Below are 22002 nucleotides of genomic sequence, written 5' to 3' on the forward strand. Positions count from 1 at the left end.
CTCGGAGCAATGCTATCAATTAGGTAGCGCGAAGTCGGCTACCAGCGGAAGGTGGTCGGACATGCGGGCCCAGATCGGGCCGCGCGGCACGTTGCAGGCCAATGGCTCGAGCTGGCGACCGTAGACGAAATCGAGCTGCGTCACGGGCAGCCGCGACGGGTACGTGAGCGTGCGCGGGCCGCGCAGGTCGCTGGTGTCGCGCAGGCCCATGGCGTTCATGGCGTAGCGCATGCGCGCGCCCCAGTCGTTGAAATCGCCGGCCACCACCACGGCCTCGTCGGCCGGCACCTCGCGCTCGATGAACTCGCGCAGCCGGGCCACCTGCCGCACGCGGCTGCCCTTGATGAGCCCCAGGTGCACCACGATGGCGTGCACCCGGCGCCCTTCGACGTCGATCACGGCATGCAGCAGGCCGCGCTGCTCGAAGCGGTGGTCGGAGATGTCCTGGTGGCTGGTGCGGATCACCGGCCAGCGCGTGAGCAGCGCGTTGCCGTGCTCGCCGTGGCGCGTGACGGCGTTGGTCTCGTAGACGGCCGTGTAGCCCTCGGGCGCCAGAAAGTCGGCCTGCGGCAGCTCGGGCCAGCGCGGAAAGCGGGCGGCGGCCTGCCGGTTCATCTTGCGCACTTCCTGCAGGCAGACGATGTCGGCATCAAGCTGCTCGATGGCGTGGCCCAGGTTGTGGATCTCGAGCCGACGCGCCGGCCCGATCCCCTGCACACCCTTGTGGATGTTGTAGGTCGCGACCCGGAGGTTCTGCGTTGCTGCTGCTGCGGCGGCCGGTGGGTTCATCGCGCAAATTCTGGCAGCAACAGAATGGCTTCGGCGTTCGACGGGGAAAAGCAGGCGTCCGCCGCCTCGTGGTACGGCAGCCATTGCCAGTCGGTGTGCTCGCGCGGGTCGAGCACGGGCGTCAGGCGTTCGGGCACGCACAGGCCGAACAGGTGCTCGGTGTTGTGGGTGACGCCGGGTTCGTAGCGCGCGCGCCAGCCGGGGTAGATCTCGTAGACGTTGCGCAGTTGCCAGTCGACCAGCTGCGACGCCAGCGGCGTGCCCTCGCCGCACTGGATGCCGGTTTCCTCAGCCACCTCGCGTGCGGCGGTGAGCGCGAGCGGCTCGTCGACTGCGTCCTTGCTTCCAGTGACCGACTGCCAGAAGTCGGACTCGGCATCCGCACGCCGGATGAGCAGCACATCGAGTGCCGGCGTGTGGATCACGACCAGCACCGACTCCGGGATCTTCCAGGGCCGGGTGCCGGTCGTCATGGCTGCATCAGGCCGCCTGCGGCGTGTTGCGCAGCTTGATGTGCAGTTCGCGCAGCTGCTTCTCGTCGACCGGGCTCGGCGCCTGCGTCAGCAGGTCTTGCGCGCGCTGGGTCTTGGGGAAGGCGATCACGTCGCGGATCGACTCGGCGCCGGTCATGAGCATGACCAGGCGGTCCAGGCCGATGGCGATGCCGCCGTGCGGCGGGGCGCCGTACTGCAGCGCGTCCAGCAGGAAGCCGAACTTGAGCTGCGCGTCCTCGGCGCTGATCTTGAGCGCGCGGAACACCTTGCTCTGCACTTCCTCGCGGTGGATACGCACCGAACCGCCGCCCATCTCGATGCCGTTGAGCACCATGTCGTAGGCCTTGGCGATGCACTTCTCGGGCGCGGTGTCCATGAGGTCTTCATGGCCGTCCTTCGGTGCGGTGAACGGGTGGTGCACGGCGCTCCAGCGCTGGCCTTCCTCGTCGAACTCGAACATCGGGAAGTCGACCACCCACAGCGGTGCCCAACGGTCGTCGAACAGGCCCGCCTTCTTGCCGAAGGCGCTGTGGCCGATCTTCACGCGCAGCGCGCCGATGGCGTCGTTGACGACCTTTTCCTTGTCGGCGCCGAAGAACAGGATGTCGCCGTTGCGCGCGCCCGTGCGAGCGATGATCTCGGCCAGCGTGGCGTCGTCCAGGTTCTTGACGATCGGGCTTTGCAGGCCGTCGCGGCCGGCAGCAGCGTCGTTGACCTTGATGTAGGCCAGGCCCTTGGCGCCGTAGATCTTCACGAACTCCTGGTACGCGTCGATCTCGCCGCGCGACAGGCCGCCTTCGGCACCGCCGCCGGGCACGCGCAGCGCGACGACGCGACCGCCGGTCATGGTGGCGGCGTTCGAGAACACCTTGAACTCGACGCGCTTCATCAGCTCGGTAAGTTCAGTGAATTCGAGCTTCACGCGCAGGTCGGGCTTGTCCGAGCCGTACTTGAACATCGCGTCGGCGTAGCTCATGGTCGGGAACACCGGCAGGTCGATGTCCGCGGCGTTGCGGAACACGTTGCGGATCATGCCTTCGAACATCTCGCGGATTTCCTCTTCGGCGAGGAACGAGGTCTCGATGTCGATCTGCGTGAATTCAGGCTGGCGGTCGGCGCGCAGGTCTTCGTCGCGGAAGCACTTCACGATCTGGTAGTAGCGGTCGTAGCCGGCCACCATCAGCAGCTGCTTGAACAGCTGGGGCGACTGCGGCAGCGCGAAGAAGCTGCCGTCGTGCACGCGGCTGGGCACGAGGTAGTCGCGCGCGCCTTCGGGCGTGGACTTGCCCAGCATCGGGGTCTCGATGTCGATGAAGCCGTTGGCATCGAGGAACTTGCGCGTTTCCATCGTCACCTTGTAGCGCAGCATCATGTTGCGCTGCATGGCCGGGCGGCGCAGGTCGAGCACGCGGTGCGTGAGGCGGGTGGTTTCCGAGAGGTTGTCGTCGTCCAGCAGGAACGGCGGCGTGACCGACGGGTTGAGCACCTTGAGTTCGTGGCACAGCACTTCGATCTTGCCGCTCTTGAGCTGGTCGTTCACGGTGCCTTCGGGGCGCGCGCGCACCAGGCCGGTGATCTGCACGCAGAACTCGTTGCGCAGGTTCTCGGCCACGGCGAAGGTCGAGGCGCGGTCGGGGTCGCACACCACCTGCACGTAGCCTTCGCGGTCGCGCACGTCGATGAAGATCACGCCGCCGTGGTCGCGGCGACGGTTGACCCACCCGCACAGGGTGACGGTCTGGCCCAACAGGGCTTCGGTCACAAGACCGCAATAGTGAGTACGCATGGCCATAGAGATGACTTCCGGCGCCGTCGTGGCGCGTTCGTTTTTATGAGTTGGATGGCTTGATCGCCACCGAGGAGGGGCCGCCTGGAACGACCACGCCCATCGAGACGATGTACTTGAGCGCTTCGTCCACGCTCATCTTCAGTTCGACGCAGTCACTGCGCTTGAGCATGACGAAGTAGCCGCCCGTGGGGTTGGGCGTGGTCGGCACGTAGACGCTGAGGAATTCCTCGCTGCCCAGGTACTCGGCCACCTCGTTGCCCGGCGCGCCGGTCACGAAGGCAATGGTCCACACGCTCTCGCGCGGCCACTGGATCAGCACTGCCGTGCGGAATGCGTTGCCGTTCTCGGAGAACAGCGTGTCCGACACCTGCTTGACGCTCGAGTAGATCGAGCGCACGACCGGAATGCGGCGCACCACGGCGTCGCCCCAGCCGAGCAGGCGCTTGCCGACGAAGTTGCTCGCAATGGCACCGACCACCAGCAGGATGGCCAGCGTGAGCAGCACACCGAGCCCGCGGATGTTGTTGTCGTAGAGCCAGCGCTGCCATGCGCCCGGTAGCACCCACAGCGTCTGGTCGAGCGTGTCGATGATCCACTTCAGCACCGCCAGGGTGATGAACAGCGGAACGATCACCAGCAAGCCGGAGAACAACCATTTGCGCAGGGCGGACATGGGAGAGGGTTCCGTCAGTCGCCGCTCTTGGCGGCAGCCGTTGCAGCGGGGGCCGGCGCGGGAGCGGGCGCCGGTGCGGGGCTGGAGGCGGGGGACGAAGAAGCAGCGTCGGCCGACTTGGCACCGTCGCCGGACGCAGCGGCGGCCTCGGACTTCTTGCCGCCGCCCTCGCGGAAGTCGGTCACGTACCAGCCCGAGCCCTTGAGCTGGAAGCCGGCGGCCGTGACCTGCTTTTCAAATGCGCTCGCACCGCATTCCGGGCACACCGAGAGCGGCGTGTCCGACATCTTCTGCAGAACGTCCTTGGCAAAGCCGCAGGAACTGCACTTGTAGGCGTAAATGGGCATGGGAAATCGGGGTGGGAATGAGCGACGCAGCTGCCGCTCGCAAAGCCCTCGATTATAGGGGCGCCCCCGCCCGCAGGGGTCGTGGGGGCGCGACCCGGCCCGCCGTCAGGCCGGCTCGGTCGCCAGGAGGCGGTGCGGCGTGTGAGTGTTCGCTATCCATTGCGGCAGCAGCGAGCCGATGACCATGCCCGCGAACGAGGACAGCACGCCCGCCAGCTGGGCCGGGAAGGCGGTACCCCAGGGCATGGCCATGAACAGCAGCCAGACGCCGATGCCCCCCACGATCGAGGCGATGGCCCCCTGGGTGGTGGCGCGGCGCCAGTACAGGCCGCACACCAGCGGCACGAAGGCCCCGACCAGCGGCACCTGGTAAGCGCCCGACACCAGTTCGTAGATCGGCGTGCCCTGCATGCGGATCGCGTAGGCCAGCACGGCGGCGCTGAACAGCAGCACCGTGATGCGCATGGTCATCAGGTTCTCGCGGTCGGTGCCGGCCGGACGGAACTGGCGCCAGATGTTCTCGGTGAAGGTGACGCTGGGCGCCAGCAGGGTCGCCGAGGCGGTCGACTTGATGGCCGACAGCAGCGCGCCGAAGAACAGCACCTGCATCACGAAGGGCATCTTCTGCAGCACCAGCGTGGGCAGCACCTTCTGCGGATCTTCCTTCAGCAGCACGGCCACCTCCTCCGGCATGATCAGCAGCGCGCTGGCCACCAGGAACATCGGCACGAAGGCGAACAGGATGTAGGCCACGCCGCCGATCACCGGGCCGCGCGTGGCGGCCTTGACGCTGTTGGCCGACATCACGCGCTGGAACACGTCCTGCTGCGGAATGGAGCCCAGCATCATCGTGATGGCCGCGGCAAAGAAGAACACCATGTCGTGCCAGTTGGGCTCGGGCCAGAACTTGAAGAGGTCCTTGCTGACCGCGAAGGCCACCACCTTGTCGGCGCCGCCGGCCATGTCGCCCGCGAACATCGCGATGACCGCGAGGCCGACGACCAGGATGATCATCTGGATGAAGTCGGTCACGGCCACCGACCACATGCCGCCGAACAGCGTGTAGGCCAGGATCGAGACCACGCCGATCACCATGCCCAGCGGGATGCTGATGGCGCCAGCCGACAGCACGTTGAACACCAGCCCCAGCGCCGTGACCTGCGCCGACACCCAGCCCAGGTAGCTCAGCATGATGATCAGCGAACAGGCCACTTCCACGCTGCGGCCGTAGCGCTCGCGGTAGTAGTCGCTGATGGTCAAGAGCGTCATGCGGTACAGCTTGCCCGCGAAGAACAGGCCCACCAGGATCAGGCAGGTGCCCGCGCCGAAGGGGTCTTCGACCACGCCGCTCAGGCCGCCCTCGATGAACTTGGCCGGGATGCCGAGCACCGTCTCGGACCCGAACCAGGTCGCGAAGGTGGTCGTGATGATCATGAACAGCGGCAGGTGCCGCCCCGCGATCGCGAAGTCGGTGGTGTTCTTCACCCGTTTGGCCGCATACAGGCCGATGGCGATGGTGACCAGCAGATAGACGATGACCAGCGTCAACAACACGGCGAAACTCCTCCAGCCTCTAGAACAAACGCACGCGCACCAGCACTTGCATGGCGAGCAACCCCAGGACAAATCCGATGCCGCCATAGAGGATGGCCTGCAGCAGCCGGTTGGTGCGCTTCTGCGCGGCCAGCAGCTCCTGCAACTCGCGGCGGTGATCGGGCGGCCGATTTTCCAGGAAATCGTGCAGCAAGCGCGGCAATTGCGGCAGCAATTTCGCGTAGCGCGGCGCCTCGGCCCGCAGCTGCTGGAACAGCTTCTTCGGTCCGATCTGGTCGATCATCCACTTCTCGAGGAAGGGCTTCGCCGTGGCCCAGAGGTCGAGCTCGGGGTCGATGCTGCGGCCCAGGCCCTCGATGTTCAGCAGGGTCTTCTGCAGCAGCACCAGCTGCGGCTGGATCTCGACGTGGAAGCGGCGCGAGGTCTGGAACAGGCGCATCAGCACCATGCCCAGCGAAATCTCCTTCAGCGGCCGGTCGAAGTACGGCTCGCACACCGTGCGGATCGCGGCCTCGAGCTCGTCGATGCGCGTGCCCTGCGGCACCCAGCCGCTCTCCAGGTGCAGCTCGGCCACGCGCTTGTAGTCGCGCCGGAAGAAGGCCGCGAAGTTCTGCGCGAGGTACTCCTTGTCGGACTCGGTGAGCGTGCCGATGATGCCGAAGTCGAGCGAGATGTAGCGCCCGAAGGTCTCGGGCGCCAGGCTCACCTGGATGTTGCCCGGGTGCATGTCGGCGTGGAAGAAACCGTCGCGGAACACCTGCGTGAAGAAGATCGTCACGCCGTCGCGCGCGAGCTTGGGAATGTCGACGCCGGCAGCGCGCAGCTTGTCGATCTGGGCAATGGGCACGCCGTTCATGCGCTCCATCACGATGACTTCGGGGTGGCAGAAGTCCCAGAACATCTCGGGAATCAGCACCAGGTCGAGCGAGGCCATGTTGCGGCGCAGCTGCGCGGCGTTGGCGGCCTCGCGCACGAGGTCGAGCTCGTCGTGCAGGTACTTGTCGAACTCGCCGACCACCTCGCGCGGCTTCAGGCGCTTGCCGTCGGGCGAGAGCTTCTCGATCCAGCCGGCCATCATGGCCATGAGGGCCAGGTCCTTCTCGATCACGCCGCGCATGTTGGGGCGCAGCACCTTCACCGCCACGTCGCGGATCTCGCCCTGGTTGGTGCGGATGGTCGCGAAGTGCACCTGCGCGATCGAGGCGCTGGCGATGGGCGTTTCGTCGAACTGCACGAACACGTCGCTCACCGGACGGCGGAAGGCGCGCTCGATGGTCGCGACCGCCACCGCCGAGGGGAACGGCGGCACGCGGTCCTGCAGGAAGGCGAGCTCGTCGGCGATGTCGGGCGGCAGCAGGTCGCGCCGCGTGGACAGCACCTGGCCGAACTTCACGAAGATGGGGCCCAGCCGCTCCAGCGCCTCGCGCAGGCGCTGGCCGCGCGGCGCGTCGAGGTTGCGTCCAACGGAGACGATGCGTGCCACCACGCGCAGCCAGGGCTTCTGGAAGCTCGTGAGCACGAGCTCGTCCAGGCCATAGCGCAGTGCGACCCAGACGATGAACAGGCCGCGATAGAAGCGACTCATTCGGCGTGGCCCGCCGCACCGCCGGCACGGGCCGAGCGGTCGCCGACGAACTGGCGCAGCGCGCCCACCACGCGGCGCACGCCGTTGCCCAGCGTGTGCGCAGGCACGTCACCGATCACGCGGGCCAGATCGTCCTCGACGTCCCAGCGCACGTGGTCGACCAGCCAGTTGACCTCGGCTGCGAGTTGCACGTCGCCGACGATCTGCACGGAAGGCTTGTCGCCGCGCAGCGTGGCGCGGGCGATGTCGAAGGGAGAGTCATCGATCACGGTGAGCGTGAGTTCGGGCGTAGAGCCGGCAGGTGCCAGGTCGAGCAGGCCGGCCGGCGTGGCCACCAGTTCCATCGTCACGAAGCGCCACTGGAAGCGCACCACCCTGCCCTGTTGGCGCAGCAGCCGCTGCTGCGCTTCGGGCTCCTGCTGCAGCACGTGGTTCAGGAACAGGACCGCGCGGTGCTGGATCTCGTGGACGGCCCAGGCCGGCGGTTGCAGGCGTTCGCCGATGCGGTTGAACAGGTCGCCGAGCAAAGAAAAAGGGGACGATGGTGTAGCCATGGTCCCCATTATCCCGTCAGTGCTACGGCCGGGTGACGGCCGTGGCTCAGGTTTTTGTCACTGCAACGCTTGCACGCCTGCGACGAGCCAGCCGGCGCTGCCGGTCTTGGTCATGTTCCAGACTTCGCGGAACGGGGCCGGGCCCGCCGAGGCGTCTTCGCGGATCATGCCGGAGAACTCCACGCTCGCCATGTAGGCGTCGGGCAGCTCTTCGATGCCCAGCAGCTTGGCGTCGAGCATCACGACTTCGGTCTTGTTGAGCGCACCGCCCGTGTGGCTGGCGCGATCGGCCAGTTGCGTGCGGATCTCTTCGACCATGCTGTCGGTCATCATGGAACGCAGCATCGACACGTCGGCGCGGTCCCAGGCGTCTTGCAGGGTCACGAAGTTGCGCTTGGCGGCGGTGAGGAACCCGTCGGCGTCGAAGCCCGCGGGGATGCCCCAGGACTGCGAACCGGCCAGTGCCGAACCGATCATGCTGCCGCCGGCTGCGGCACCCGCGGCCGAGAGGCTGCTGCCGTGCGATGCCGGCGCGGCATCGAACGCCGTGGCGTTGCGCTCCCACGGCCGTGCCGAGGCGTCGTTGCCGACGTTGGCCGGGCTGTACTGTGCCGGTGCGCGTGCATCGGCGGGGCTGCCGGCGCCCTGGAAGGCGAAAGCGCCCTGGCGGTTGGCGTTGCCCGACGACGCGGCCGAGCGCGCCTTGAAGATGCGCCACACCGCGAGCGCGGCGAAAGCCAGCAGCGCGATCAGCAGGATGTTGGCGAAGCCGGCACCCAGGCCGAGCGAATTTGCGAGCCATGCCAGGCCCAGGCCGGCGGCCAGGCCGCCGAGCATCGCGCCCCACGGACGCTTCGGTGCAGCGGCGGCGGGCGTTGCGGGCTTGGGCGCCGCATTGGTCGCGTTCTGCTGCGCGGGGGCCGCGGGCTGCGTGGCCTGGCGCTGCGTCACGTTGGACGACTGGCGACCGACGGACTTGCCGCCACCCATGCGAGCAGCTTCCGCCTGAACGCTCACCAGCACCAGTGCTGCTGCCAAGAACAAAGAACCCAAACTCTTCATGCCGTCTCCTCTTGAGCGAAAAATTCGCGTCGTCATCGTGATCAACACTTGATTCCAACATGGAGGGCAGCAATTCCCCCCGTCATGTTGTGATAGTCCACATGTCCGAAACCGCCCTCTTTCATGAGGGTCTTGAGCTCCTCTTGCGAGGGATGCATCCGGATCGATTCGGCCAGGTAGCGGTAGCTCGCATCGTCGCCGGCCACGAGCTTGCCCAGGCGCGGCAGCACGTTGAACGAATACCAGTCGTAGGCCTTCGTGAGCGGCTTGGCGACCTTCGAGAACTCGAGCACCAGCAGCTTGCCGCGCGGCTTGAGCACGCGGTTCATCTCCTTGAGTGCGATGTCCTTGTGCGTCATGTTGCGCAGGCCGAAGGCCACGGTGACCACGTCGAAGTGGTCGTCGGGAAAGGGCAGCTTCTCGGCGTCGCAGACCGTGGTGGGCAGCACCACGCCGGCGTCGAGCAGGCGGTTGCGGCCGGTGCGCAGCATGGCTTCGTTGATGTCGGTGTGGACCACCTGGCCCGTGGCGCCGACCTTCTTCGAGAAGGCGAGCGCGAGGTCGCCGGTGCCGCCCGCGATGTCGAGCACGCGCGAGCCTTCGCCCACGTTCGCGACCATCACGGTGTAGGCCTTCCAGGCCCGGTGCAGTCCGGCCGACATCAGGTCGTTCATGATGTCGTAGCGCGAGGCCACCGAGTCGAAGACGCCGCGAACGCGTTGCGCCTTCTCGCTTTCGTCGACTTTCTCGAAGCCGAAGTGGGTTGTACTCATGCGCTGGATGTTAGGCCGGAAGGCATTCCTTCAAGGCGACGACCCCGCGGGCACGGCGGACATTTGTTGCTTTTTCCTCCAACGGAGGGCCGCCGCAACGCGCGTCTTTGCTGTGTGTAAGGCTATCTTTTCAATAGCAACAGGGTATGTTTACCCTCGATTCCGGCGATGCTCAGTGGCTGCTGCAGGCGTGGCCACCCTTGTCGGCCATCGGAGCGTCGCGGTCCACGCCGGCCGCGGCCAGGCGCCGCTCGTAATCGGCCCACAGCTCGGCCTGCCGCGCGCCCAGGTCGTACAGCAGGCTCCAGGTGTAGATGCCGGAGTTGTGGCCGTCGCTGAAGGCCGGCTGCACGGCGTAGTTGCCGACCGGCTCGAGCCCGACCAGGTCGACGTCGCGCTTGCCGGTCTGCAGCACCTCCTGCCCCGGGCCGTGGCCCTGCACCTCGGCCGACGGCGAATAGATGCGCATCAGCTCGAAGGGGATGCGGAAGGTGGCGCCGTCCGAGAAGCCGACCTCGAGCACGCGCGATTGGCCATGCACGGTGATCGATTGGGGTGTCGGCGCGCCGGCTTGCAAACCTGCCATGGGGAATCCGTTCGGAAGAAGAGAAAAGAGAAAAGGGAGAGGACTCGCGCAGTATGCCGCGCGCTGCGCGCCAGCGTGCCGGCCGCCTGCGCTTAGCATCGCTGCATGCCGTCACGCACACGCCCTCCCCTCCTCCTGTCGCGTCCGAACCGGGCCGCCCTCGTCCTCTGCGCCGCGCTCGCGGGCACCGCCCTCGCCCCACCGGCCCATGCCTTCTGGGGCCTGATCGGCAAAGCGGCAGGCAAGGCCGCGACCGCCGGCAAGGCGGCCGGTGTGGCGGGCAAGGGCGCAGCAGTCGGCGCCGGTGCGGTGGCAGCCGAAGGTGCCACCGGCGTGGCCGCCAAGGGCGCGATGGCACTGGGCGACGACGCCGCGCATGCCGCCCAGGCCGGCTCGCGCGGCTTCGGCGGCGCGCATGAACTGAGCACCGTGAACGCCGCGCTGCCACCCGAGGTCGCGGCCTACCTTGCCAAGCCGGCGAAGGAGCTCACGCCCAAGGACACGTCGTTCATGATGGACAGCTACCGGCAGATGGTCGAGCGCGCTGGCAAGAGCGGCGACTTCACCGCCGTCGAGCGCATGCCGACCTCGGCGGGCACCGCACGCACGCTGCCCGCGGAGCCGGTCAAGGCTGCTGCAACACCGCAGCCGACGAGCACTGCAGCAACCTCGTCGTCCGGCAGCTCGGGCGCGCTGCCCTTCCACGCGGTGCGCCTGCTGGCCCATGCCGCGCATGCGGGCAACAAGAGCGCGCAGGCCGAGCTCGATCGCGTGTGCAGGGATGGCAGCGTGGCCTCGAAGCGCTTCTCGAAGGAAACGCGCGCCACGCCGGAATTCAAACAGGCCTGCGCGGACCGCAAGGCAGGCAGCGCGACGCGCACCGCCGCGGCCAACTAAGAAAAAGCGAAGGCCTCAGGCCAGCGTCGCCAGCCGGCGGACCATGTCGGCCTCCGCCTGCGGCAGCAGCGCCTGAACGGCGGCCAGCCGCTCGGCCGGCGCGGTGCGCTGCACGGCAGCCCAGACCGAACCGGGGAAATGGCTGTCCCAGTCGAAACGCGCGATCACGTGCCAGTGCAGGTGCGCCACCATGTTGCCGAGCGCGGCGATGTTGAGCTTGGTGGGCGCCAGCGCGTCGCGCAGGCACTGCTCCACGCGCACCACGGCCTCCATGCACAGCGCGCGGTCGGCCGCGTCGAGATCGGAGAACTCCGCCGCATGGTCTTGCCACACCACGCGATAGAAGGCCGGAAAGCCTTCTTCCTGTGCATGGATGACACGCAGCTTCGCGCCTTCGAACACGATGCGCCCGCCGGGCGCGTCGCACAGTGGGCAACCGGCCACCGCCGTCATACGAGCACCCGCTCGATGCCGCCCTGGTTGGCAGCGGCCACGTAGTTCGGCATCCAGTCGTCGCCGAGCAGCTTGTTCGCCATCTCGACCACGATGTAGTCGGCTTCGAGCAGGCCGTTGTTCAAGTCGTTGCCGTAGCGCGAGAGGCCTTGCAGGCAACTCGGGCAGCTGGTGAGGATCTTCACGTTGTCGGTCGCGCCGACCTTGCCGGCGTCGCGCAGCGCGGCCTCGCCCTTCTTCAGCTCTTCTTCCTTGCGGAAGCGGATCTGCGTCGAGATGTCGGGCCGCGACACGCCCAGCGTGCCCGACTCCCCGCAGCAGCGGTCGTTCTTGAGCACGTTGTCGCCGACCAGCGCCTTCACGGTCTTCATCGGGTCCTGCTGCTTCATCGGCGAATGGCAGGGGTCGTGGTACAGGTAGCCGCCACCGCCCGCATCGGCCAGGGTGATGCCCTTTTCGAGCAGGTACTCGTGGATGTCGATGATCCGGCAGCCCGGGAAGATCTTGTCGAACTGGTAGCCCTGCAGCTGGTCGTAGCAGGTGCCGCAGCTCACCACCACCGTCTTGATGTCCAGGTAGTTGAGCGTGTTGGCGACGCGGTGGAAGAGCACACGGTTGTCCGTGATCATCTTCTCGGCCTTGTCGAACTGGCCGCTGCCGCGCTGCGGATAGCCACAGCACAGGTAGCCCGGCGGCAGCACGGTCTGCACGCCCGCGTGCCAGAGCATCGCCTGCGTGGCCAGGCCCACCTGCGAGAACAGCCGCTCCGATCCGCAGCCCGGGAAGTAGAAGACCGCCTCGGTTTCCGAGCTGGTCGTCTTCGGGTTGCGGATGATCGGCACGTAGTCGGCATCCTCGATGTCGAGCAGCGCGCGCGCCGTCTTCTTCGGCAGGTTGCCCGGCATCTTCTTGTTGATGAAGTGGATCACCTGCTCCTTGATGGGTGCGGGCCCCAGCGTGGCCGGCGGCGCGCCGGTCTGCTTCTTCGCGAGACGACTCAGCAGGTCGTTGGCCAGGCGCTGCGCCTTGAAGCCGATGCCCACCATGCCCGCGCGCACCGCCTTGATGGTCTGCGGGTTGGTCGCGTTCAGGAAGAACATCGCGGCCGCGTTGCCGGGGCGGAAGCTCTTCTGGCCCATCTTGCGCAGCAGGTTGCGCATGTTCATCGACACGTCGCCGAAGTCGATCTTCACGGGGCACGGCGTGAGGCACTTGTGGCACACGGTGCAGTGGTCGGCCACGTCCTCGAACTCTTCCCAGTGCTTGATGCTGATGCCGCGCCGGGTCTGCTCCTCGTAGAGGAAGGCCTCCACCAACAGCGAGGTCGCGAGGATCTTGTTGCGCGGGCTGTACAGCAGGTTGGCGCGCGGCACGTGGGTGGCGCACACCGGCTTGCACTTGCCGCAGCGCAGGCAGTCCTTGACGCTGTCGGCGATGGCGCCGATGTCGCTCTGCTGCATGATCAGCGACTCGTGCCCCATGAGGCCGAAGCTCGGCGTGTAGGCATTGGTCAGGTCGGCGTGCAGCGTCTGCGCCTGCCCGGCGGGCGCGCGCAGCAGCTTGCCCTTGTTGAAGCGGCCCTCGGGGTCGACCCGGGCCTTGTATTCGGTGAAGGGGCGCAGCTCTTCATCGGTGAGGAACTCGAGCTTGGTGATGCCGATGCCGTGCTCGCCCGAGATCACGCCGTCCAGGCTGCGTGCCAGCGCCATGATGCGCACCACCGCGGCATGCGCGGCCTGCAGCATCTCGTAGTTGTCGCTGTTGACGGGGATGTTGGTGTGCACGTTGCCGTCGCCCGCGTGCATGTGCAGCGCGACCCACACGCGGCCCTTGAGCACCTGCTTGTGGATGGCGGTGCACTCGGCCAGGATCGGCCCGAACTCGGCGCCCGAAAAAATCTCCTGCAGCGGCTGGCGCAGCTGGGTCTTCCAGCTCGCGCGCAAGGTGTGGTCCTGCAGTTGCGGGAACAGCGAGTCGACGTTCTGCAGCCAGCCGGCCCACAGCGCGCGCACCTCGTGCACCAGCGCCACGGCCTGCGCCACGCGGTCTTCCAGCAGCTCGGCCGCCGGAATCTCGTGCGCGTCGTCGGTCTTGCCCAGCGGCAGGTTGCCGCGCGTGAGAAAGGCTTCGAGCGCGTCGGTGAGCGCGAGCTTGTTCTGCAGCGACAGCTCGATGTTGATGCGCTCGATGCCGTCGCTGTACTCGGCCATGCGCGGCAGCGGAATCACCACGTCTTCGTTGATCTTGAAGGCGTTGGTGTGCTTGCTGATGGCGGCCGTGCGCTTGCGGTCGAGCCAGAATTTCTTGCGCGCCTCGGGGCTGATGGCGATGAAGCCTTCGCCGCTGCGCGAGTTGGCGATGCGCACCACTTCCGAGGTGACGCGGGCCACCGAATCGGCGTCGTCGCCCGCGATGTCGCCGAACAGCACCATCTTGGGCAGGCCGCCGTGCTTCTTCGACTTGGTGGCGTAGCCCACGGCCTTCAGGTAGCGGTCGTCCAGGTGCTCCAGGCCGGCCAGCAGCACGCCCGAGCGCTTCTGCTCGGCGAACATGAAGTCCTTGATCTCGACGATGCTGGGCACGGCGTCCTTGGCGTTGCCGAAGAACTCGAGGCACACGGTGCGCGTGTGCGCCGGCATCTTGTGCACCACCCAGCGGCAGCTGGTGATGAGGCCGTCGCAGCCCTCTTTCTGGATGCCCGGCAGGCCGGAGAGGAACTTGTCGGTCACGTCCTTGCCCAGGCCTTCCTTGCGGAAGGTCTTGCCGGGAATGTCCAAGCGCTCCGTGCGCAGCTTCGTCTTGCCGTCGGCGGCGAAGTACTGCAACTCGAAGAGGGCGCTCTCGGCGTCGTGGATCTTGCCCAAGTTGTGGCCGATGCGAGTCACTTCGAGCCATTCGGCCTGCGGCGTGACCATGCGCCACGAGGCGAGGTTGTCCAGCGCCGTGCCCCAGAGCACGGCCTTCTTGCCGCCGGCGTTCATGGCGACGTTGCCGCCGACGCACGAGGCCTCGGCGGAGGTGGGGTCGACCGCGAACACGAAGCCCGCGCGCTCGGCCGCGTCGGCCACACGCTGCGTGACCACGCCGGCCTCGGTCCAGATGGTGGGCACGGGCGCGGCCAAGCCGGGCAGCGCGACGTGCTCGACCTCGGTCATGGCTTCGAGCTTCTCGGTGTTGATGACCACGCTCTTCCAGGTCAGCGGAATGGCGCCGCCGGTGTAGCCGGTGCCGCCCCCGCGCGGGATGATGGTCAGGCCCAGCTCGATGCAGCCTTTGACCAAGAGGGCCATCTCGGCCTCGGTGTCGGGGCACAGCACGACGAAGGGGTACTCGACGCGCCAGTCGGTGGCGTCGGTCACGTGCGACACGCGCGAGAGGCCGTCGAACTTGATGTTGTCCTTGGCCGTGAGCCGGCCCAGCACGCGGGTGGCCTTGCGGCGCAGCGCGGCGACGTCGCGGAAGGTGTCGTCGAAGGCGGCGACGGCCTGGCTGACCAGGCCAGTGAGCTCGCCCACCAGCTGGTCGCGCGGCAGGTCGCTGTCGGGGGTGCGGCGCTTCTGCACCTCGCCCAGGCGGTGGCGCAGGGCGTCGACCAGCTGGCCGCGGCGGCGCGGGTTGTCGAGCAGGTCGTCGACGAGGTAGGGGTTGCGCTGCACCACCCAGATGTCGCCCAGCACCTCGTAGAGCATGCGCGCCGATCGGCCGGTGCGGCGCTCGGCGCGCAGGGTCTGCAGCAGGTCCCAGCCGCGTTCGCCCAGGAGGCGAATCACGATCTCCCGGTCGGAGAAGCTGGTGTAGTTGTAGGGGATCTCGCGCAGTCGTACAGGCTCTGCGGCCTGTGACAACAGCGTATTCAACGCGGTCGGAGCATTCATCGGGTGGGGCCCTTGGCCAGGCGCTGCGCGCCCATGTAGCCGGGGAGTCGATTTTAGGGCAGGCCCCGGGGGCTTTGCCGTGCCCCTGCCGCTATTCCCTATCGCGGGGCCCGCACGGGCCCCGGCGGGCTCAGAACAGCACGCGGCTGCGGATCGTCCCGCCCACCTTCGCCAGCTTTTCCAGCGCCAGGTCGGACGAGGCGGCGTCGATGTCCATCACGACGTAGCCGATCTTCTCGTTGGTCTGCAGGAACTGGGACGAGATGTTGATGTTGTTGTCCGAGAAGATCTTGTTGATCTCGGACAGCACTCCCGGCACGTTGCGGTGGATGTGCAGCAGGCGGTGCTTGCCCGGGTGCGCCGGCAGCGCCACCTCGGGGAAGTTGACCGACGAGGTCGAGGTGCCGTTGTCGCTGTACTTGACCAGCTTCTCGGCCACTTCGAGCCCGATGTTGGCCTGCGCCTCCATGGTCGAGCCGCCGATGTGCGGCGTGAGGATCACGTTGTCCAGCCCGCGCAGCGGCGACTGGAACTCGTCCTTGTTGGTGCGCGGCTCGACCGGGAACACGTCGATGGCGGCGCCCAGCAGCTTCTTGCTCTTGAGGGCCTCGGCCAGTGGCTCGATCTCGACCACGGTGCCGCGCGAGGCGTTCAGCAGGATGGCGCCCGGCTTCATGGCGGCGATCTCGGCCGCGCCGATCATCCATTGCGTGGCCTGGGTCTCGGGCACGTGCAGGGTCACGATGTCGCTCTGGCCCAGCAGCTGGTGCAGCTCGCGCACCTGGCGGGCGTTGCCCAGCGGCAGCTTGGTGACCACGTCGTAGAAGGCCACGTGCATGCCCAGCGCCTCGGCCAGCACCGACAGCTGCGCGCCGATGGAGCCGTAGCCCACGATGCCCAGCGTCTTGCCGCGGATCTCGAAGGCGTTCTCGGCCGACTTGAGCCAGCCGCCGCGGTGCGCCACGGCGCTCTTCTCGGGCACGCCGCGCAGCAGCAGGATGGCTTCGGCCAGCACCAGCTCGGCCACCGAGCGGGTGTTGGAATACGGGGCGTTGAACACGGCCACGCCGTGTTCGCGGGCGGCCTCGAGGTCGACCTGGTTGGTGCCGATGCAGAAGCACCCGGCCGCCACCAGCTTGTGCGCAGCAGCGAACACCTCGGCCGTCAGCTGGGTGCGCGAGCGGATGCCCACGAAGTGCACGTCGGCGATCTTGGCCTTGAGTTCGGCGTCGGGCAGCGCACCCGGCAGCGACTCGATGTTGGTGTAGCCGGCGGCGCGCAGCACCTCCACGGCCGAGGGGTGGATGCCTTCGAGCAAAAGGAACTTGATCCTGCTTTTGTCGAGGGAGGTTTTGCTGCTCATGACGTACTCAAGGAAGCCCCGGCCATGGCGACAAGCTAGGCCAAAAAAGGGAGGGCGATGCTAGCATGGTGCAGCGCAGCATGAGGCCCGCAACCCGCGCCGGGCTTGACGCCAAAGGGGTTTCCCCGATTGGAGGAACCCTTCGGTCCGTGCCCCAATGTGACGCGGCTGTGTCACGCACATGCCCTAGCATTCGCGCTTTCCATTTTTTCCCTTCAGGAGTCTTCATGCGATTCAAGACGCTCGCGTTGGCATCGGCGCTGGCCGCCACGCTGTTCAATGCAGCCCAGGCCCAGACCGAGATCCAGTGGTGGCATTCCATGACCGCCGTCAACAACGAGTGGGTCAACGACCTGGCCAAGCAGTTCAACGAGAGCCAGAAGGAATACAAGATCGTCCCGACCTTCAAGGGCACGTACGACGAATCGATGACGGCCTCCATCGCGGCCTTCCGCTCGGGCAACGCGCCGCACATCCTGCAGGTGTTCGAAGTGGGCACCGCCACCATGATGGCCAGCAAGGGCGCCGTCATTCCGGTCGGCCAGGTCATGAAGGACGCGGGCGAGAAGTTCGACCCGGCCGCCTACATCCCCGCCGTGGCCGGTTACTACACCGCCCCCAACGGCCAGATGCTGAGCTTCCCGTTCAACAGCTCGACCACCATCTTCTATTTCAACAAGGACGCCTTCAAGGCGGCCGGCCTGCCCACCGACAAGGCACCCGCCACCTGGCCCGAAGTGGTCGCGGCAGCCGCCAAACTCAAGGCCAGCGGCCACAAGTGCCCGTTCACCACGGCCTGGCAGAACTGGACGCAGGTCGAGAGCTTCTCGGCCTGGCACAACGTGGAATTTGCGAGCAAGGCCAACGGCCTGCAGGGCCTGGACGCGCGCCTGAAGGTGAATTCGCCGCTGCACCAGCGCCACATCGAGAACCTGGCCAGCATGTCCAAGCAGGGCCTGTTCATCTACAAGGGCCGCGGCAACGTGCCTGAAGCCTCGTTCGTGTCGGGCGAGTGCGCCATGATCAACACGTCGTCGGGCTTCTACGGCAACGTGGCCAAGAACGCCAAGTTCGCCTACGGCCTGGCACCCCTGCCCTACTACCCGGACGTGCCGGGCGCACCGCAGAACACCGTGATCGGCGGCGCCAGCCTGTGGGTCATGTCGGGCAAGAAGGCCGCCGAGTACAAGGGCGTGGCCAAGTTCTTCAGCTTCATCTCGACGCCTGAAGTGCAGTCCGCCAGCCACAAGCGCACCGGCTACCTGCCGGTGACCACCGCCTCGTACAAGCTCACCGAAGAATCGGGCTTCTACAAGCAGAACCCCGGCACCGACGTGGCCGTGACGCAGATGATCCGCAAGGTCACCGACAAGAGCCGCGGCATCCGCCTGGGCAACTACGTGCAGATCCGCGCCATCGAGGACGAAGAGCTCGAACAGGTCTGGGGCGGCAAGAAGACCGCCAAGGAAGCCCTCGATTCGATCGTGACCCGCGGCAACGAACAGCTCGAACGCTTCCAAAAGGCGAACAAAAGCTAACGATTGAAGATCCGGGCTCCGTGTCCGGCTAATATCGCCCGCCCCCGCACGCCCTTCTTCCAGGGTGCGCCGGGCGGGATTTTTTATGTAGGGGCTTCATGGAAAAACGCGTTTTCTTTCGCTCGGGCTGGTTGCCCTGGCTGCTGCTGACACCGCAGATGGCGGTGATCCTCGTGTTTTTCTTCTGGCCGGCCGGCCAGGCGCTGTTGCAGTCGCTGCAGCAGCAGGACGCGTTCGGCACGTCGGTCGAGTTCGTCGGGTTCGACAACTTCCGCCACCTGTTCGACGACCCGGCCTATGCCGAGTCGTTCAAGACCACCGCCCTGTTCTCGGTGCTGGTGGCCGGCATCGGCATCAGCCTGTCGCTGATGCTGGCCGTGTTCGCCGACCGCATCGTGCGCGGCGGCATGTTCTACAAGACCATGCTGATCCTGCCGTACGCCGTGGCGCCCGCCGTGGCGGCCGTGCTGTGGGTCTTCATGTTCTCGCCCTCGCTGGGCGTGGTGGCCTATGCCCTGGGCAAGATCGGCATCAACTGGAACCACCTGCTCGACTCGGGCCACGCCATGACGCTGATCGTGATGGCCTCGGTGTGGAAGCAGATCTCGTACAACTTCCTGTTCTTCCTGGCCGGCCTGCAGTCGATTCCGAAGTCGCTGATCGAGGCCGCGGCCATCGACGGCGCGCGCCCGTGGCGCCGCTTCTGGACCGTGCAGTTCCCGCTGCTGTCGCCCACCACCTTCTTCCTGCTGGTGATCAACGTGGTCTACGCCTTCTTCGACACCTTCGCGATCGTCGATGCGGCCACGCAGGGCGGCCCGGGCAAGGACACGACCATCCTGGTCTACAAGGTCTACCACGACGGCTTCAAGGGCCTGGACCTGGGCGGTTCGGCCGCGCAGTCGGTGGTGCTGATGGTGATCGTGGTGGCGCTGACGGTCATCCAGTTCCGCTACGTCGAGAAGAAAGTGCAGTACTGATGAAGCAACAAGAACAAATCGAATTCGGCGGAGCGCAGCATGGTTGAGAAACGCGGCACGCAGGGCATCCTGGCCCACGTCATCATGATCCTGGGCGTGTTCATCGTCGCCTTCCCGCTCTACCTGGCGTTCGTGGCCTCCACGCACACGGCCCAGGAGATCGTGCAGGCGCCGATGCCCCTGACCCCCGGCTCGAACATCGTCGACAGCTACAAGGGCGCGCTGTTCGGGCGCGAGAGCAGCGCGGGCTCCAACGCCCCGGTGGCGCACATGATGTGGGTGAGCTTCGTGACGGCCATGGTCATCGCCATCGGCAAGATCACCATCTCGCTGCTGTCGGCCTTCGCCATCGTGTACTTCCGCTTCCCGTTCAAGAAGATCTGCTTCTGGGCCATCTTCGTGACGCTGATGCTGCCGGTGGAGGTGCGCATCCTGCCCACCTACAAGGTGCTGTCCGACCTGAACATGCTGAACACCTACGCGGGCCTGACGGTGCCGCTGATCGCGTCGGCCACGGCCACCTTCCTGTTCCGCCAGTTCTTCCTCACGGTGCCCGACGAGCTCACCGAAGCGTCGCGCATGGATGGTGCGAGCCCCATGCGCTTTTTCTTCGACGTGCTGCTCCCGCTGTCCAAGACCTCGATCGCGGCGCTGTTCGTGATCCAGTTCATCTACGGCTGGAACCAGTACCTGTGGCCGCTGCTGGCGACCACGAGCGAAGACATGTACCCCGTGGTGGTCGGCATCAAGCGGATGATTGCCGGCGGCGACGGGCAGAACGAATGGAACGTCGTGATGGCCACCGCCATCCTGGCGATGCTGCCGCCCGCGCTGGTGGTGATCCTGATGCAAAAGTGGTTCGTCAAGGGCCTTGTAGATACCGAGAAATAAAAAATGGCAGCTCTTTCCCTACGCAACGTCATCAAGCGCTACGGCCACGGGCCGAAAGCCAACCAGGTCATCCACGGCGTGAGCGCCGAGATCGCCGACCACGAATTCATCGTCATCGTCGGCCCTTCGGGCTGCGGCAAGTCGACGCTGCTGCGCATGGTCGCGGGCCTGGAGGAAATCTCGGCCGGCGAAATCTGCATCGGCGGCAAGGTCGTGAACCAGCTCGAGCCCTCCGAGCGCGACATCGCCATGGTGTTCCAGAACTACGCGCTGTACCCGCACATGAGCGTGTTCGCGAACATGGCCTACGGCCTGAAGATCGCCAAGGTACCGACGGCCGAGATCAAGGTGCGCGTCGACAAGGCGGCCAAGATCCTCGAGCTGGGCCACCTGCTCGAGCGCAAGCCGCGCGAACTCTCGGGCGGCCAGCGCCAGCGCGTGGCCATGGGCCGCGCCATCGTGCGCCAGCCGCAGGTGTTCCTGTTCGACGAACCCCTGTCGAACCTGGACGCCAAGCTGCGCGCCCAGACCCGCCTCGAGATCCAGAAGCTGCACCGCGAGCTCGGCATCACCTCGCTGTTCGTCACGCACGACCAGGTCGAGGCCATGACGCTGGCGCAGCGCATCATCGTGATGAACGGCGGCGTGATGGACCAGTTCGCGACGCCCGAAGAGGTGTACTCCAGGCCCGCCACCACCTTCGTGGCGAGCTTCATCGGCTCGCCGCCGATGAACCTGCTCAAGCACGCACCGGGCGTGCGCCCGGGCCAGATCCTGGGCATCCGCCCCGAGCACATGAAGCTCGACGAAAGCGGCTGGACGGTGCAGGTCGAGCAGGTCGAACTGCTGGGCGCCGAGCGCCTGGTGTATGGCCGCATCGGCGAAGAACAGATCATCATGCGCACCGACGAAGGCGACCACCCGCCGGTGGCTGGCGACACGGTGAAGATCGCCGCGCGCGAAGACAAGCTGCACTGGTTCGACGCCGGCTCCGGCAAGCGCGCCGACTGAGCGATGGCCGAACGCAGCCCCTGGCCCTACCCCCGTTGGGTCGCGCACCGCGGCGCCGGCAAGCTGGCGCCCGAGAACACGCTCGCGGCCTTCCGCTTCGGCGCCTCGCACGGCTACCGCATGTTCGAGTGCGACGCCAAGCTCAGCGCCGACGGCGTGGTCTTCCTGATGCACGACGCCACGCTCGACCGCACCACCAACGGCCACGGCATCGGCGGCCAGCAGACGTGGAGCGCGCTGTCGCAGCTCGACGCGGGCGGCTGGCATTCGCGCGCCTTCGCGGGCGAGCCGCTGCCCACGCTGGAGAACCTGGCGCGCTTCTGCCGGGCCAACGACCTGCTGCTGAACATCGAGATCAAGCCCACGCCCAGCACCGAGCGCGAGACCGGCGAGGTGGTGGCGCGCGAAGCCGCGCGCCTGTGGCAGGGTGCGGCCGTGCCGCCGCTGCTCACCTCGTTCCAGGTCGATGCGCTGAAGGGCGCGCAGGCCGTGGCGCCCGAACTGCCGCGCGGCCTGCTGCTCGACACGCTCTGGAACGGCTGGCTCGACACCGCGCTGGGCCTGGGTTGCCAGGCCATCGTCTGCAACCACGCGCTGTGGGACGCCACCACCGTGGCGCAGGTGCATGGCGCGGGCCTGCGCTCGCTGAGCTACACGGTGAACGACGATTGGGCCGCGCAGCGCCTCATCGACCTGGGCACCGACGGCATCATCACCGACCGGGTGGACCTGTTCAGCCCCGCGGGCTGACGCTGCATTTCTTACCCGTTCTTACGTCATGGCGGCTT

At 66.9% G+C, this 22002-nt stretch carries 20 protein-coding genes; 6 read left to right on the plus strand and 14 right to left on the minus strand.

The window, feature by feature from the left end:
* Nucleotides 1-15 precede the first annotated feature (15 nt).
* From AC1RAA_RS13920 to AC1RAA_RS13970, 11 genes are all read right to left on the minus strand, one after another.
* Nucleotides 16-789 (minus strand): endonuclease/exonuclease/phosphatase family protein, encoded by a 774-nt coding sequence (locus AC1RAA_RS13920; RefSeq protein WP_095949358.1) that lies wholly within the window; start codon nucleotides 787-789, stop codon nucleotides 16-18.
* The gene (nudB, locus tag AC1RAA_RS13925; RefSeq protein WP_492728684.1) at nucleotides 786-1262 is read right to left on the minus strand and encodes a dihydroneopterin triphosphate diphosphatase; all 477 of its coding nucleotides are present in this window, start codon (nucleotides 1260-1262) and stop codon (nucleotides 786-788) included. The genes AC1RAA_RS13920 and nudB overlap by 4 nt, the downstream gene beginning before the upstream one ends.
* Nucleotides 1263-1269: 7 nt before the next feature.
* Nucleotides 1270-3075: an aspartate--tRNA ligase gene (aspS, locus tag AC1RAA_RS13930; RefSeq protein ID WP_492728682.1), complete on the minus strand. Its 1806-nt coding sequence runs from the start codon at nucleotides 3073-3075 to the stop codon at nucleotides 1270-1272.
* A 37-nt stretch (nucleotides 3076-3112) separates the two neighbouring features.
* Nucleotides 3113-3745: a DUF502 domain-containing protein gene (locus AC1RAA_RS13935; RefSeq protein ID WP_062477045.1), complete on the minus strand. Its 633-nt coding sequence runs from the start codon at nucleotides 3743-3745 to the stop codon at nucleotides 3113-3115.
* A gap of 14 nt (nucleotides 3746-3759) precedes the next feature.
* Nucleotides 3760-4092, minus strand: a complete 333-nt coding sequence (locus tag AC1RAA_RS13940) for an FmdB family zinc ribbon protein (protein WP_492728680.1) — start codon at nucleotides 4090-4092, stop codon at nucleotides 3760-3762.
* 105 nt (nucleotides 4093-4197) lie between these two features.
* Entirely contained in the window at nucleotides 4198-5646 is a 1449-nt protein-coding gene (locus tag AC1RAA_RS13945) for a high affinity choline transporter 1 (RefSeq protein ID WP_062477039.1), read from the minus strand.
* Between the two features lie 19 nt (nucleotides 5647-5665).
* Nucleotides 5666-7231, minus strand: a complete 1566-nt coding sequence (gene ubiB / locus AC1RAA_RS13950; RefSeq protein ID WP_139700161.1) for a ubiquinone biosynthesis regulatory protein kinase UbiB — start codon at nucleotides 7229-7231, stop codon at nucleotides 5666-5668.
* Nucleotides 7228-7785 (minus strand): ubiquinone biosynthesis accessory factor UbiJ, encoded by a 558-nt coding sequence (locus AC1RAA_RS13955; protein ID WP_062477123.1) that lies wholly within the window; start codon nucleotides 7783-7785, stop codon nucleotides 7228-7230. Before AC1RAA_RS13955 ends, ubiB begins: the two co-directional genes overlap by 4 nt.
* Before the next feature lie 57 nt (nucleotides 7786-7842).
* Complete coding sequence (locus AC1RAA_RS13960; RefSeq protein WP_139700159.1) at nucleotides 7843-8847, minus strand: Tim44 domain-containing protein; 1005 nt, start codon at nucleotides 8845-8847, stop codon at nucleotides 7843-7845.
* A gap of 41 nt (nucleotides 8848-8888) precedes the next feature.
* Nucleotides 8889-9620, minus strand: a complete 732-nt coding sequence (gene ubiE, locus AC1RAA_RS13965) for a bifunctional demethylmenaquinone methyltransferase/2-methoxy-6-polyprenyl-1,4-benzoquinol methylase UbiE (protein ID WP_062477029.1) — start codon at nucleotides 9618-9620, stop codon at nucleotides 8889-8891.
* A gap of 172 nt (nucleotides 9621-9792) precedes the next feature.
* A complete protein-coding gene (locus AC1RAA_RS13970) occupies nucleotides 9793-10206 on the minus strand; it encodes a gamma-butyrobetaine hydroxylase family protein (RefSeq protein WP_062477026.1) in 414 nt (137 codons plus the stop codon).
* 105 nt (nucleotides 10207-10311) lie between these two features.
* Here AC1RAA_RS13970 and AC1RAA_RS13975 point away from each other — a divergent pair, with 105 nt between their 5' ends.
* On the plus strand, nucleotides 10312-11103 hold the full coding sequence (locus AC1RAA_RS13975) for a hypothetical protein (RefSeq protein WP_492728677.1): 792 nt from the start codon (nucleotides 10312-10314) through the stop codon (nucleotides 11101-11103).
* 15 nt (nucleotides 11104-11118) lie between these two features.
* On the opposite strand, the gene AC1RAA_RS13980 is transcribed toward AC1RAA_RS13975, so the two are convergent.
* The 3 genes from AC1RAA_RS13980 to serA form a co-directional block, all read right to left on the minus strand.
* The gene (locus AC1RAA_RS13980; RefSeq protein WP_492728675.1) at nucleotides 11119-11556 is read right to left on the minus strand and encodes an HIT family protein; all 438 of its coding nucleotides are present in this window, start codon (nucleotides 11554-11556) and stop codon (nucleotides 11119-11121) included.
* Complete coding sequence (locus AC1RAA_RS13985; protein WP_492728674.1) at nucleotides 11553-15431, minus strand: DUF3683 domain-containing protein; 3879 nt, start codon at nucleotides 15429-15431, stop codon at nucleotides 11553-11555. Before AC1RAA_RS13985 ends, AC1RAA_RS13980 begins: the two co-directional genes overlap by 4 nt.
* A 130-nt stretch (nucleotides 15432-15561) precedes the next feature.
* Nucleotides 15562-16794, minus strand: coding sequence for a phosphoglycerate dehydrogenase (gene serA, locus AC1RAA_RS13990; RefSeq protein ID WP_070063599.1), 1233 nt, complete (start codon nucleotides 16792-16794; stop codon nucleotides 15562-15564).
* Between the two features lie 227 nt (nucleotides 16795-17021).
* On the opposite strand from serA, the gene ugpB reads away from it, so the two are divergent.
* The 5 genes from ugpB to ugpQ all read left to right on the plus strand — a co-directional run bounded on the left by ugpB (nucleotide 17022) and on the right by ugpQ (nucleotide 21964).
* Nucleotides 17022-18332, plus strand: a complete 1311-nt coding sequence (gene ugpB, locus AC1RAA_RS13995; protein WP_070063600.1) for a sn-glycerol-3-phosphate ABC transporter substrate-binding protein UgpB — start codon at nucleotides 17022-17024, stop codon at nucleotides 18330-18332.
* Nucleotides 18333-18430: 98 nt separating this feature from the next.
* Nucleotides 18431-19312 carry a sn-glycerol-3-phosphate ABC transporter permease UgpA gene (ugpA, locus tag AC1RAA_RS14000; protein WP_062474481.1) on the plus strand — a complete coding sequence of 294 codons (882 nt, stop codon included), beginning with the start codon at nucleotides 18431-18433 and terminating at the stop codon, nucleotides 19310-19312.
* 39 nt (nucleotides 19313-19351) lie between these two features.
* A complete protein-coding gene (gene ugpE / locus AC1RAA_RS14005) occupies nucleotides 19352-20203 on the plus strand; it encodes a sn-glycerol-3-phosphate ABC transporter permease UgpE (protein ID WP_062474482.1) in 852 nt (283 codons plus the stop codon).
* A gap of 3 nt (nucleotides 20204-20206) precedes the next feature.
* On the plus strand, nucleotides 20207-21214 hold the full coding sequence (gene ugpC / locus AC1RAA_RS14010; protein ID WP_062474484.1) for a sn-glycerol-3-phosphate ABC transporter ATP-binding protein UgpC: 1008 nt from the start codon (nucleotides 20207-20209) through the stop codon (nucleotides 21212-21214).
* Nucleotides 21215-21217: 3 nt separating this feature from the next.
* A complete protein-coding gene (gene ugpQ, locus AC1RAA_RS14015) occupies nucleotides 21218-21964 on the plus strand; it encodes a glycerophosphodiester phosphodiesterase (protein ID WP_492728672.1) in 747 nt (248 codons plus the stop codon).
* The last annotated feature ends 38 nt before the right edge of the window (nucleotides 21965-22002 follow it).

The organism is Variovorax sp. GW823-FHT04F07 (assembly GCF_058795995.1).

Excerpts from the sequence above, each read along its gene's own strand:
- AC1RAA_RS13920 (WP_095949358.1), bottom strand. The coding sequence starts at position 789 with ATGAACCCACCGGCCGCCGCAGCAGCAGCAACGCAGAACCTCCGGGTC.
- nudB (WP_492728684.1), bottom strand. The coding sequence starts at position 1,262 with ATGACGACCGGCACCCGGCCCTGGAAGATCCCGGAGTCGGTGCTGGTC.
- aspS (WP_492728682.1), bottom strand. The coding sequence starts at position 3,075 with ATGGCCATGCGTACTCACTATTGCGGTCTTGTGACCGAAGCCCTGTTG.
- AC1RAA_RS13935 (WP_062477045.1), bottom strand. The coding sequence starts at position 3,745 with ATGTCCGCCCTGCGCAAATGGTTGTTCTCCGGCTTGCTGGTGATCGTT.
- AC1RAA_RS13940 (WP_492728680.1), bottom strand. The coding sequence starts at position 4,092 with ATGCCCATTTACGCCTACAAGTGCAGTTCCTGCGGCTTTGCCAAGGAC.
- ubiB (WP_139700161.1), bottom strand. The coding sequence starts at position 7,231 with ATGAGTCGCTTCTATCGCGGCCTGTTCATCGTCTGGGTCGCACTGCGC.
- AC1RAA_RS13955 (WP_062477123.1), bottom strand. The coding sequence starts at position 7,785 with ATGGCTACACCATCGTCCCCTTTTTCTTTGCTCGGCGACCTGTTCAAC.
- AC1RAA_RS13960 (WP_139700159.1), bottom strand. The coding sequence starts at position 8,847 with ATGAAGAGTTTGGGTTCTTTGTTCTTGGCAGCAGCACTGGTGCTGGTG.
- ubiE (WP_062477029.1), bottom strand. The coding sequence starts at position 9,620 with ATGAGTACAACCCACTTCGGCTTCGAGAAAGTCGACGAAAGCGAGAAG.
- AC1RAA_RS13970 (WP_062477026.1), bottom strand. The coding sequence starts at position 10,206 with ATGGCAGGTTTGCAAGCCGGCGCGCCGACACCCCAATCGATCACCGTG.
- AC1RAA_RS13975 (WP_492728677.1), top strand. The coding sequence starts at position 10,312 with ATGCCGTCACGCACACGCCCTCCCCTCCTCCTGTCGCGTCCGAACCGG.
- AC1RAA_RS13980 (WP_492728675.1), bottom strand. The coding sequence starts at position 11,556 with ATGACGGCGGTGGCCGGTTGCCCACTGTGCGACGCGCCCGGCGGGCGC.
- AC1RAA_RS13985 (WP_492728674.1), bottom strand. The coding sequence starts at position 15,431 with ATGAATGCTCCGACCGCGTTGAATACGCTGTTGTCACAGGCCGCAGAG.
- serA (WP_070063599.1), bottom strand. The coding sequence starts at position 16,794 with ATGAGCAGCAAAACCTCCCTCGACAAAAGCAGGATCAAGTTCCTTTTG.
- ugpB (WP_070063600.1), top strand. The coding sequence starts at position 17,022 with ATGCGATTCAAGACGCTCGCGTTGGCATCGGCGCTGGCCGCCACGCTG.
- ugpA (WP_062474481.1), top strand. The coding sequence starts at position 18,431 with ATGGAAAAACGCGTTTTCTTTCGCTCGGGCTGGTTGCCCTGGCTGCTG.
- ugpE (WP_062474482.1), top strand. The coding sequence starts at position 19,352 with ATGGTTGAGAAACGCGGCACGCAGGGCATCCTGGCCCACGTCATCATG.
- ugpC (WP_062474484.1), top strand. The coding sequence starts at position 20,207 with ATGGCAGCTCTTTCCCTACGCAACGTCATCAAGCGCTACGGCCACGGG.
- ugpQ (WP_492728672.1), top strand. The coding sequence starts at position 21,218 with ATGGCCGAACGCAGCCCCTGGCCCTACCCCCGTTGGGTCGCGCACCGC.